This is a genomic window from Streptomyces sp. NBC_00310, from assembly GCF_036208085.1.
Lineage (GTDB): Bacteria > Actinomycetota > Actinomycetes > Streptomycetales > Streptomycetaceae > Streptomyces.
In genome coordinates this window covers 7233247-7245592 of record NZ_CP130714.1, presented here as the reverse complement: position 1 = coordinate 7245592, position 12346 = coordinate 7233247, and the positions used below count along the sequence as shown (strand labels likewise).

Genomic DNA, 12346 nt, shown 5'->3' with positions numbered 1-12346 from the left:
CAGTTGAGGGAGCGGGGATGTGCAGTCCCCACCCCCTCGCATGCGAACCGTTACTGTCAGTCTCGCCCGGCGTCCAGCCGCAGGAACGCGGTCCACGCCGTGGGGGCGACCGTGAGAACCGGTCCCGAAGCCCGCTTGGAGTCCCGGACGTGGATCAGCGCATCCGTCCGGGCCATCTCCACGCAGTCCCCGCCATTGCCTGCGCTGTAACTGCTCTTGACCCAGACCAGCTCCCGTGCGTCCGGCGCGGAATCCAGCGTCTTCATTGCTCTCCCAACAGCTGCTCGATGAAGGCCAGCGACTCCCTCGGGGTGAGTGCCTGCGCCCGCAGGGTGCCATAGGTCGATTCAAGGACCCCGACTTTCTTGGGGTCCGAGTGCAGGGCGCTCTCGTCCTGCACCTCCATGTAGGCCATCCTGCGCTGGTCTCCGATCTGGAGCAATGTGAATGCCCCGGCCAGGCCCGCGTGTTCGTCTCGCCCGGTCGGCATGACCTGGATCTCGATGTTCCGCTCATGCCCGAACAGCAGGAGTTGTTCCAACTGCCCTCGCATCACTTGGCGCCCGCCCAGCGGCCGACGCAGCACCACTTCCTCGATGACGAAGCTCATCAGCGGTGCGGGCCGCCGGGCGAACAGCTTCTGTCGGTCCATACGAGCGGCGATGCGCTGTTCAACAGTCTCGGCGTCGAGGATCGGGCGCCACATCTCGAAGACCGCTCGCGCGTAGTCCTCGGTCTGGAGCAGCCCCTTGACCACGTGGTTGTCGTAGCAGTTCAGCTTCGTGGCCTGCGCCTCCAGTTGGGCGTACTTGCGGAAGAACCCCGGATACCGAGCCCTCCCCACCTCCCCCTTCATCGCCGACAGCACCCCACCTCCGCCCACCACTTGGTCCACCGCGTCCACCAGCTCCGGCTTGGGAATCCGCCGCCCCTGCTCGACCGCGGCGATCTGCGCCTCCCCGTACCCGACCCGCGCCCCCAACTCCGCCTGGGTAAGGCCCGCCGCCTCGCGCAGCAGCTTCATCTGGCGCCCGAAGCAACGCAGGAACCCGTTCCCCGCGTCCGTACCGTCGGCCCCGTCCACCACGCCCGCCCCGGAAACCCCGTCGTCCACCAGCTCCACGCTCACCCGTCCCCTCGACCGACCGCTCAGCCACCCTCACAGACAGTCAATTCCAGCACCGTCACGGCCCCTTCACCCGGCGTTCTCCCATACGAGTGACCCACCACCGCCCCTCCGCCCCGACACCCCCGACAACCACCCCACCCACCCCCACAGTCCCCCGCCGTACCGCCTCACCCCCTGGCCGCAGCCGCCCCGCCCGCGCCACCGTCGACGCATGACCCCCCTCACGGACAGTGCCACCCCCACCTCCGCCTCCACGACCTTCGAGCTGCGGTTCACCTCCACCCCGCGCGGCGCCCGCCTGGCCCGTCGGCTCACCTCGTACTGCCTGGATTCCTGGGGGCACCCGTACGGCTCCGAGGTCAACGAGACGGCCGCCCTCGTCGTCGCCGAGCTCGCCGCCAACGCTGTCACCCACGGGCGCGTACCCGGCCGGGACGCCCAGCTCCAGCTGCTTCGTGCCGACGGGCGGCTGCGGATCGAGGTCACCGACACCCGGGGCGAGCGCCGCCCCGCCATCGAGCCGGGCGCCGCGGACGCGGCCGACGCGGAGACGGGCCGTGGCCTGCTGATCGTCGAGGCGCTCGCCGAGACGTGGGGCGTGACGCCCCGCACAGGCGGTCCGGGCAAGACGGTGTGGGCGGTGCTGTCCGTCGCACGCCCCGGAGGCGTCGGAGGCACCGGCGGGCCGTCCTGACGGATACGTCGATCTTCCCTGCCGTCCCACCCGTGCCCTCGCCCCTGGCAGGATAGACAGGCATGTGTGTGCGGGACACGGGCGAAGGCCGGTGCCCGCCGGAAGCCCGGCCGCGGCAGCCGGGCTCGACGAGGTTGTGGGGAGCGGAAGCGGCTGATGGGGCGAGGCAGCGGGACCGTACTGAGGGATGTCCTCGACATCAAGGAGGACGTGCTCTCCGGTGACTTCAAGGTCGCCCTGTCCGAGGGGTTCACCGGCAGGGATGCCGGGTCGATCGACGAGTACGTGGTCACGGAACAGTTGCAGGGGGAGTTCCGCAAGGCCCTCAAGCTGGTCGGCAGCGCCCTGCGCAAGAACGCCTCGCACGCCGCGTACCTGCACGGTTCCTTCGGTTCCGGTAAGAGCCACTTCCTGACCGTGCTGCACGCCGTGCTCAACGGGGATGCGGCTGCCCGGGCCAAGCCCCGGCTGCGCGAGGTGGTCGCCGAGCACGACGACTGGCTGCCCGGCAAGAATTTCCTGATGGTGCCCTACCACCTGGTGGGCGCCGCCAGCCTGGAGTCCGCGCTGTTCGGCGGCTACGTGAAGACCGTACGCCGGGAGCGGCCCGAGGCCTCCACACCGCTGGTGTTCCGGGCCGACTCCCTGCTCGCGGACGCGCGTGAGCTGCGCGCGAAGATCGGTGACGAGGCATTCATCGGGCTGCTGCCGGAGCCCGCCACGGCGCCCGCCTCCGACAGTGGGGACGACGAGGACGACGACGGAGAGCTCCAGCCCATCGGTACCGTCCCCGCCCTCGGCTGGACCGGCCCGGGCCTCGACGAGGCCTTCGACGCACCGGCCGGCGACCCGCGGCGCGACCAGCTGCTGACCGCCCTGTTCAAGGGGCCCAACAAGCACTACGCGGACACGGTCAGCGGTGACGCGGCCGCGTACGTGTCGCTGGACGACGGGCTCAGCGAGATCAGCAAGCATGCCCGGCTGCTCAACTACGACGGCGTGGTGCTGTTCCTGGACGAGCTGGTGCTGTGGCTGCAGGCCAGGATGTCCAACCGGACGTTCATCAACGACGAGATCCAGAAGCTCGTCAAGCTGATCGAGTCCAGCAACCCCGACCGGCCGGTGCCGATCATCTCCTTCATCTCCCGCCAGCGGGACCTGTCCCAGCTCGTGGGATCCGACATCCTCGGCTCGGACGTGGAGAACCTCCAGCAGGCCCTGGAGTACCTGAAGGAGCGCGTCACCGTCATCGACCTGGAGGACCGCAACCTCCCCGAGATCATCAAGGAGCGCGTCCTCAAGCCGCTCCCCGGACAGGAGCAGGTACTCGACGCCGCGTTCGCCGGGGTCGACAAGGCGAGCCAGATCGTCAAGGACGTGCTGCTCGACGGGGAGGGAGCGACCGGCGCGAGCTGGGAGGACTTCCGGTCCGTCTATCCCCTTTCGCCCGCCCTGCTGAACGTGCTCGTCGCCCTGTCCGGGGCGCTCCAGCGCGAGCGCACCGGCCTCAAGCTCGTCCAGCAGCTCCTGGAGAGGAACGCCGACGCCGAGGTCGGCCGGCTGATACCGCTCGGCGACCTGTGGGACGTCCTCGTCGACAACACCAGCACCGCCTTCACCGCCAAACTGCAGCAGGAGTCGGACACCGCGCGCCGGTTCCACGCCAAGGCCCGCCGCTTCCTCCTGGACAAGTACCAGCGGGCCGACCACCCCGGCCTCATCGCCGACGAGCGCTTCGTCAAGACGCTGCTGCTGGCCGCTCTCGCCCCCGACGTGCCCGCGCTGCGCCGTCTGACCGCCTCCCGGCTCGCCGCCCTGAACCACGGCTCGGTGCGCTCCCGCGCCGTGCCCGTGAGGGACAAGGTCATCGAGCGGATGCGGGCACTGCAGGGCGAGTTCCCCACCGAACTGCGCTCCGAGGGCGACGACGACCCCGTCTTCTCGCTGCACCTGTCCGAACTGGACGTCGACCCGATCCTCGACGCCGTCGTCGGCGAGGACAAGGCCGGTACGCGGCGCACCTGGCTGCGCGAACGACTGTGGGAGGAACTGGGCCTCACCGACCGGCAGGGCCAGTTCATCGACGAGAAGAAGATCGTGTGGCGTGGCTCCGAGCGCACCGTGGAGTTCGTCTTCGACACGGTCCGCAACCCGCGCCGGGTCGCGGACGAGGCCTTCGAGCCGGCCACCGCGGGCAACCTGCGGATCATCCTCGACTGTCCCTTCGACGAGGAGCCCGGCCGTTCCCCCGACGACGCCTACCGTCGCGTCGTCGGCCTGCGCAAGCCTCCTCCCGGCGCTCCCGTGCTGGTGTGGCTGTGCGACCACTTCTCCGAGCAGCGCAAGGCCCAGCTGGGCCGGCTGATGCGGATCAACTTCCTGCTGGAGCGCGACCGGCTGTCCGACTACACCCGGAACTTCCCGCCGGACGACCGCCTCAAGGCCCGCCGCCAGCTGGAGCACGGGCGCGACAACCTCACCCGCACGCTGGTCGAGTCGCTGCGCGAGGTGTACGGGCTGGCCGAGCCCAAGGAGGACACGCGGGGCGCCGAGGTGCCCGACGGACGGCACGTACTGTCCCTGCAGCCCCAGTTCCCGCGTCCGCAGCCCGAGGGCAGCAAGCCGTTCGACCAGGCCGTCGCCCAGCTCGCCGACGGGCTGCTCTCCGCCCTCTACGACAAGCACCCCGACTTCGGCCCGGGACAGGGCAGCACGCCCAGGGCCGTCACACAGGGCGAGCTGGCCACGGCACTGAAGTGGCTCACCCGGGCCATGGACGAAGGCGGCCGGGCCGAGGTCGACCCGAAGGACCTGCGCCCCGTGAAGCGCGTCCTGGAGCCTCTGGAGCTGGGCACGGTCCACGACGGTCCGCTCGTGGTGAAGGGCGACCAGTGGCGCACGCGGATCAACCAGGCCGCCGCCGCCCACGGGGAGCACGGCGAGCTGTCGGTGGAGGACATCCGCAACTGGATCAGGGACGATCTCGGCCTGCGTGGCCTGGACAAGCACGTCTCCAGCCTGCTCATCGCCGCCTACGCCCTCTTCGACGACCGCTCCTGGGCGCTGTACTCCGGCACCGAGACCTCGCCGCCGCCGCTCTCGGAGATCGGCCTCGGCTGGAAGCTGCGCGCCCAGCAGCTGCCCACCGCGGAGGAGTACTCCACCGCCCGGGACCGTGCCGGAACGCTGTTCGGAGTCGTCGGCAAGCCGGGCCTGTTCGCGCGCAACGTGGGCCGGCTCGCCGCCGACGTCCTGGCCAGGGCGACCGCGTACGAGAGGGACGTGGACGGGGTGCGCTCCGCGCTGCGGCGGCACGCCGCGCTCCTCGGGCTCGACGGGGAGACGACCGGGGAAGCCGCGGCGCCGCGCGTCGCCGTGCTGCGCGAGGCCGCCGCCCTCCTGGCCCGCCTCGTGCGTCACCCCGACGACGCCACCGGGCTGGTGTCCGAGCTGGCCTCGGCCTCCTACGAGACGCCCGCGCGGGACCTGTCCCACGCCATGGACAGCGCCGCCGCCGTGCTCGCCGCACTGGACGGCACCGACTGGCGGCTGCTGTCCAGCGTGCGCGGTCTGGCCGGCCGCGACGACAGCATCGGCGACCGCGCCCAGCGGCTCGTGGACCGCATCGGCGAGGCCGCGCGCGCCCCGGAACGGGAGCGGTCCCTGGTCCCCGTGCTCGGAGAGGTTCGGGAAGCCGGGCTCGCCCTGCTGGACGCAGCCCTGCGACTGGAACGGCCCGCCCCCACAGGCGAACCCGCCGAGCCGGGCCCCGCCACGGCCGCAGGCCACATCCCACTGTCCCGGCACGGTGTCCCGCCGGTCTCCTCGAACCCGAGCTCCCCGGATCCGGCGGGCACGGCCGCGCCGGCACAGGAGCCGCTGTCCTGGGACCCCGAGCCCGCCCCCGGGGACTCCGGTCCGCGGCGGGCCGCCCGCCGGGTCATCGCCCCCGGCCCGGCGGCGCTCCACGCCGACCTGACCGCCGTACGCGAGGAGATCGAGGCGTTCCGCGTCCTGCACCCGGACACCCCGGTCGAGATCTCCTGGCGGGCCGAACCGGGCGGTGAGGGGCGGTGACGGCCACCCGGCCCGTCGCCGGCCGGCGTGCCATCGAAGTCCTCCTGCGGACCGAGCTGGAGAACGCACCAGACCGTCGGCTCGTGCTGGTCGACGCGGTCTGGGACCCCGAGGAGAAGGACAGCGAGTTCACCGTCGCCGTCGGCAGCGGGCGCCGCCGCGTCGTCGTCAGCGACCAGCACTCCCCGCTCGGCGTCGCGGACGCCTGGCACCGCCACCTGGCGGGCGGCGCGGCCCCGGACGACAGCGTCCTCGTCGTCACCGGCACCGTGCCCCCCGACCAGCTCGGCCTGGACCTGCGCGCCCACGCCGTGCACCGGCACCCGCTGCCCGTCGACCGCGCCGAGATCGTCACGCAGCTCTTCGGCGCCACCGACCTCGACCCGCGGATGCTGGGCGAGCACTGGCTGCTCGACGCGCTGCTCCAGGCCGAGCCCCTCGACGGCTGGCCCCGGGTCGGTGCCGTCCTCACCCGCGACCGGGCGGTACGCGCCCTGATCGCAGCGCGCCTCGGGCTCGGCGACCCCGCGTCCGACACCCTGGACCTGGACGCCGACACCCTGTTCGCCTGGACCCGCACCCCGGCCGGACCGGCCCTCTACGCCACCCTGCCGAAGGACGAACAGCGCGGCCTGGAAACCTGGCTGTCCAGGGCCGTCGGGCCCGCCGCCCCCACCCTGCTGACGCTCGCGTCCGAGGGCCGGGGCAACGACGCCCTGCCGCTGGGGGTCCTCGCGTCGGCCGCCCTGCGCTCTCCGTCGGCGGAGGCGGCGGGGTTCGCGCTGGGCACCCTGTTCGGTCAGGCCCTGGCGTCCTTCGACACGCTGCGGCCCTTCGCCGACGCCGCCACGGGCGTGCTCACGCGCTGGATCGCGCAGGCCGAGGGCACCGGCTCGCCGTCCGCGCCGGCCCGCTCCCGGGTACTGGCCGTCCTCGAACGCGCCGACCGGCTCGCCGCCGACGCCCGCCTGACCGACCTGGTCCGGGACGACCGGCTGCTCCCGTCCGGCTACCTCGGGCGGCTGCGGACCCTGGCCGCCTGCCTCGGCAGCCACGGCGCGGGCGCGCCCGCGCTCGCCGAGTCCGCCCTGCACCGCCTGACCGCTCATCAGCTCGCCGCGCTGCACGGCGAGTCCACCGAGACCGCCCGCACCGCCGTGCGTCTGATGCGCTGGCTCGCCACCGAATCCGCCCCTCCCGCGACCGTCGGTAAGGCCGTCCAGGACCACCTGTCCTCATCGGGTCGGGCCGACCTGGCCATCGGCGTCCTCACGGAGGGAGACGCCTCCCGTGACGCGTCCGTCGGCGAGGCCTACCGGCGGCTGATAGGAGCGGCGCGGGAGCGCCGGGCCGCTCTCGACGCCCGCTTCGCGGAAGTCCTGGCCTCCTGGTCCGAGACCGCCTGCCAGCAGGCCAACGGCGGCGCCCTGCTCATCGAGGACGTCCTCGCCAAGGCGGCGGCTCCGCTCGCCCAGGGCGGCGGCCGTCCCCTGGTCCTCGTCCTCGACGGGATGAGCGCGGACATCGCCGTCCGGATCGCCGGGGAACTCGACCGGCGGGCGTGGACCGAGATCGTGCCCGGCGCAGCGAAGGGCGCTCTGCCACACCGGCAGGCGGCGGTGTCCATGCTGCCGTCCGTGACCCGTGTCAGCCGGGCGTCGCTGCTGTGCGGCCGTCCCTCCGAGGGGGGCCAGGCCGCCGAGCGCACCGGGTTCGCCACCTTCTGGCGCAAACGCCATCGCGGCGCGCACCTCTTCCACAAGGGCGGATACGAGGGCCCGCCCGGTCACCGGTTGGCCCCGGAAGTCGTCCAGGCCCTCGCCTCCGACGACGTCGTGGGCGTCGTCGTCAACACCATCGACGACGCCCTGGCCGACGGCCGGGAGGGAACCACCGGCAGCTGGGGCCTGGCCGACATCGGGAAACTGCCCGACCTGCTCAACGCCGCCCGCGACTACGGACGTCCCGTCGTGCTCGTCTCGGACCACGGGCACCTCATCGACCGCACCGAGCGCGGTCACCAGCCCGCCGATGTCCCGGGGGTGCGCGGAGCCCGCTGGCGCACGGGAGAGCCGGGCGACGGCGAAGTCCTCCTGGCAGGGCCGCGGGTGCTGACCGACGGCAGGCGCATCGTCGCCGCCTGGCGCGACGACCTGCGCTACACCTCCCGGCAGGCCGGCTATCACGGCGGAGCCTCCCTCGCCGAGGTCACCGTTCCCGTGATCACCCTGGTGCCGGCGGGGGGGAGCGTTCCGTCGGGCTGGACGCTGCTGCCGCCCGAGTCGACCGAGCCGCCCTGGTGGAACACGACGGAGTCCGACCGGGCCAAAGCCGAGGCGGTGCCGGGAACGGCGGCGGAGCCGGCCGAGCAGGCCCCCACCGCGCCGCCGCGGAAGCCGCCTGCCGTCAGCACCGCGGCGACGGGCGAGCTCACCCTTGGGGATCGCACCGTACGCAGCGCCCCGTACCGCACACAGCGCGAGTTCGTCCGCCTCGCACCCGCCGACAAGGCCGTCGCCGCGGCGATCGACGCCCTGGACGCGGCGGGCGGGAAGCTGTCGCCCGGGGCCGTCGCCACGGCCGCCCAGGCCGCCACCGGCAAGTCGCAGCGCAACCCCGCCCGCTTCGCGACGATGCTGGAGCGGCTGCTCAACATCGACGGCTACCCCGTGCTCCAGCTGATCGAGTCGGGCCGCACCGTGCAACTCGACGGCGCCCTCCTCACCCAGCAGTTCCCATCCCCGGAAGGCCCCGCATGACCCGCCCGGCCCTCGACATCAGCGGCGCGCGCCGCCGCGACGTCGTCGACGCGCTGCGGCGCGGCACCGTCCCGCAGACGGGGCTCGGCCTGTTCGCCGTCGGTCTGGAGCGCTTCGAGGGCGCCCTCGACGACGACCTGGCCACCGTCGCCCGCGGCGGCGCCGCCTTCCACGCCCTGCGCGGCGAGTACGGCTCCGGCAAGACGTTCTTCGCCCGCTGGCTCGCCGAACAGGCGAAACGTCGCGGACTCGCCGTCAGCGAGGTCCAGATCTCCGAGACCGAGACCCCGCTGCACCGTCTGGAGACCGTCTACCGCAGGCTCACCGAACGGCTCACCACCGCCACCCACCAGCCGTCCGCGCTGCGCGCCGTCGTCGACTCCTGGTTCTACGCCTTGGAGGAGGAGGCGCTGGCCGGAGGCGACCTGGCGGACGACGACGAGGCGGCGCTGGCGGACGCCGTCGACGTACTCCTCGAACAGCGGCTCACCGCCGTCGCCCGTACGACCCCCGCCTTCTCCGCAGCGCTGCGCGGCTACCGGCGGGCTGTGGCGGCAGGTGACGGCGCCCTCGCCGAGGCCCTGATCGCCTGGCTGGGCGGGCAGAAGTCGGTGGCCGCCGCCGCGAAGCGAGCCGCCGGAATCCGCGGCGACCTCGATCACTTCGCCGCCCTCGGCTTCCTCCAGGGGCTGCTCACGGTGCTGCGGGACTGCGGACACCCCGGGCTCCTGCTCGTCCTCGACGAAGTGGAGACCCTGCAGCGGGTGCGCGGCGACGTCCGCGAGAAGTCCCTGAACGCTCTCCGTCAGCTCCTCGACGAGATCGACACCGGACGCTTCCCAGGCCTGTTCCTCGTCATCACCGGCACCCCCGCCTTCTACGACGGCCAGCAGGGCGTACAGCGCCTCGCGCCCCTCGCCCAGCGCCTCGCCACCGACTTCACCACCGATGCGCGCTTCGACTCCCCACGGGCCGTCCAGCTGCGTCTGCCGGGCTTCGACCTTGCCTCGCTCGGTGAACTGGGGCGCAAGGCCCGCGACATCTACGCGGCCGACGCCCGCCACCCCGAGCGGCTTGCGACGCGCGCGGACGACGCCTACCTAGACGAGCTGGCCCGCGCGGTCACCGGCGCACTCGGCGGCAAGGTCGGCATCGCGCCCCGTCTGTACCTGCGCAAGCTGATCGCCGACGTCCTGGACCGCGTCGACGAGTTCGAGGACTTCGACCCGCGCAGGCACTACTCCCTCACCCTGCACGCGGCCGAGCTGAGCGACACCGAGCGCAATGCTGCGGTCGGCACGGCAACCAGCGCGGCCGACGTCCCGCTGGACCTGCCGTGACGCACGCGCCTCCCGACCCGGCGGGCGAGTGGTCCGCGCCCGACGCCTTCGACCTCCTCGACCCCGTGCTCGGACACCACGTCGTCAACACCCTCGGCTGGCACACCCTGCGACCACTGCAAGAGGAAGCGGTCGCCCCGCTCCTCGCCGGTGAGGACGCCGTGCTGCTGGCCCCCACCGCGGGCGGCAAGACCGAAGCAGCCGTCTTCCCCCTGCTGAGCCGGATGAACCAGCGGGGCTGGAAGGGCACCAGCGTGCTGTACGTGTGCCCGCTCAAGGCCCTCCTCAACAACCTGCACCCCCGCCTGGAGACCTACGCGGGCTGGCTGGGCCGCAGCACGGGGCTGTGGCACGGCGACATCACCACCGCGCGTCGCCGCCGTCTGCTCGTGCAACGCCCGGACATCCTGCTGACCACGCCGGAGTCCCTGGAGTCCATGCTGGTCAGCACCCATGTCGACCATCGCTCCTTCTTCAGCGGACTCCACTCGGTCGTCATCGACGAAGTGCACGCCTTCGCCGGGGACGACCGTGGCTGGCACCTGCTCGCCGTGCTCGAGCGTCTGGGACGCGTCGCGAACCGTCCGCTCCAGCGCGTCGGCCTCTCCGCGACGGTCGGCAACCCCGCCGAGCTGCTGGACTGGCTCCAGGGCTCAGGACACGGCAGGCGCCCCGGCCGCGTCATCGCCCCCGGCTCCGGGCAGCAGCAGTTGCCCACGGCAGAGACCAGACACCCGGCCGGGGACATCGAACTGGACTACGTCGGCTCCGTCGCCAACGCCGCAATCGTCATCGCCGCTCTCCACCGTGGTGAGAAACGCCTCGTCTTCTGCGAGAGCCGGCGCACCGTCGAAGAACTGGGCGAGCAGCTACGCCTGCGTGGCGTGACGACCTTCCTCTCCCACGCGTCGCTCTCCGTGGACGAACGCAGACGGGCCGAATCGGCTTTCGCCGAGGCCCGGGACTGCGTGATCGTCTCGACCAGCACGCTGGAACTCGGCATTGACGTGGGCGACCTTGACCGGGTCATCCAGCTCGACGCACCCCGTACCGTCGCCGCGTTCCTCCAGCGGCTCGGCAGGACCGGACGCCGCCCCGGCAGCAGCCGCAACTGCCTCTTCCTCGCACTGGACGACGACGGGCTCCTCGCCTCGGCGGCCCTTCTGCTGCAGTGGTCACGCAACTGGGTGGAGCCCGTCACCCCACCCCCGGAGCCCCGTCATCTCGTCGCCCAGCAACTGCTGGCGCTGTGCCTTCAGGAGCACCGGGTCGGCGAGAACTTGTGGCAGGAGTGGTGGGGCGGCATCGGCCCCTTCGGGCCCGGAGCGGCGCCTGTGGTCCGCCACCTGGTCGAACAGGGCTACCTCGACCAGGACTCGGGCCTTCTGTTCATCGGCCCGCAGGCCGAACACCGTTACGGCCACTGCCATTTCATGAACCTGACGGCCGTGTTCACCGCGCCACCCGAGTTCACCGTCCTCAACGGCCGCACCGAGGTCGGTCGGACCGACCCCGACCTGCTCACCGAGGAAGTCCAAGGTCCACGCAGGGTTCTGCTGGCCGGACGCAGTTGGCAGGTCACCCACATCGACTTCAGCCGGCGTCGCTGCTTCGTCATCCCGGTCGACGAAGGCGGGCGAGCCCGATGGAGTGGCTTCGGCGCCGAACGGATCCTCTCCTTCGAGCTCACCCGGGCCGCACGCGACGTCCTCCTCGGAGAAGACCCGCCGGTGCGCCTCACCGGGCGGGCCGCAGCACACCTCGCTCAGGCCCGTGAGGCGCACCTGGACACAGTGCATCCCGGAAGTACGGTCATCGCCCGCCGCCCTGGCGGGGACGTCCGCTGGTGGACCTGGGCCGGCCACCGCGCCAACGCCACACTCGCCGCCACTCTGGCGCCCGCCGTGTCACCCCAGCGACGCGCCCATGCCCACTGGATCCGGCTGCGGGACGACCTCACTCACCAGGACTGGGCGAACGCCATGGCCCAGGCGCGAGAGGGCATGACCCTGCCCGAGATCGACTGGCGAGCCGTACACGGCCTGAAGTTCGCCGAGGCACTTCCACCCAGGCTGGCCGAGGCAACACTGGCCGCACGCACCGTGGATGAGAAGGGCGCCTGCTTTGCCCTCGGAGAACCGGTCCGGTTTGCGATGCTTCAGCCCGACGGGTGAACTGGTTGATTCGATTTGCGACCACCCTGGCCCCACGTCGGCGCGACAAAGACGAAGGGCCCGACTCCGAAGAGTCGGCCCCCTTCTGATCTGTCTGTGTGTCAGCTCAGCAGCGTGGCAGTACCTCGCCAACCAGACGCCGAAGCGGAATGCCTATTACGGCGCAAAGGGGG

7 protein-coding genes are annotated in these 12346 nt (G+C 72.3%); 5 read left to right on the top strand and 2 right to left on the bottom strand.

The window, feature by feature from the left end:
* Positions 1-56: 56 nt before the first annotated feature.
* Entirely contained in the window at positions 57-266 is a 210-nt protein-coding gene (locus OG202_RS31825) for a DUF397 domain-containing protein (RefSeq protein ID WP_328223970.1), read from the bottom strand.
* A complete protein-coding gene (locus OG202_RS31820) occupies positions 263-1129 on the bottom strand; it encodes a helix-turn-helix domain-containing protein (RefSeq protein ID WP_443052307.1) in 867 nt (288 codons plus the stop codon). Before OG202_RS31820 ends, OG202_RS31825 begins: the two co-directional genes overlap by 4 nt.
* A gap of 211 nt (positions 1130-1340) precedes the next feature.
* Here OG202_RS31820 and OG202_RS31815 point away from each other — a divergent pair, with 211 nt between their 5' ends.
* The 5 genes from OG202_RS31815 (at position 1341) to OG202_RS31795 (ending at position 12173) form a co-directional block, all read left to right on the top strand.
* A complete protein-coding gene (locus tag OG202_RS31815) occupies positions 1341-1823 on the top strand; it encodes an ATP-binding protein (RefSeq protein WP_328223969.1) in 483 nt (160 codons plus the stop codon).
* Positions 1824-1979: 156 nt separating this feature from the next.
* Positions 1980-5900 (top strand): hypothetical protein, encoded by a 3921-nt coding sequence (locus OG202_RS31810; RefSeq protein WP_328223968.1) that lies wholly within the window; start codon positions 1980-1982, stop codon positions 5898-5900.
* Entirely contained in the window at positions 5897-8659 is a 2763-nt protein-coding gene (gene pglZ, locus OG202_RS31805) for a BREX-2 system phosphatase PglZ (protein WP_328223967.1), read from the top strand. The genes OG202_RS31810 and pglZ overlap by 4 nt, the downstream gene beginning before the upstream one ends.
* Entirely contained in the window at positions 8656-9999 is a 1344-nt protein-coding gene (gene brxD / locus OG202_RS31800; RefSeq protein ID WP_328223966.1) for a BREX system ATP-binding protein BrxD, read from the top strand. Before pglZ ends, brxD begins: the two co-directional genes overlap by 4 nt.
* Complete coding sequence (locus OG202_RS31795; protein ID WP_328223965.1) at positions 9996-12173, top strand: DEAD/DEAH box helicase; 2178 nt, start codon at positions 9996-9998, stop codon at positions 12171-12173. Before brxD ends, OG202_RS31795 begins: the two co-directional genes overlap by 4 nt.
* Positions 12174-12346 lie beyond the last annotated feature (173 nt).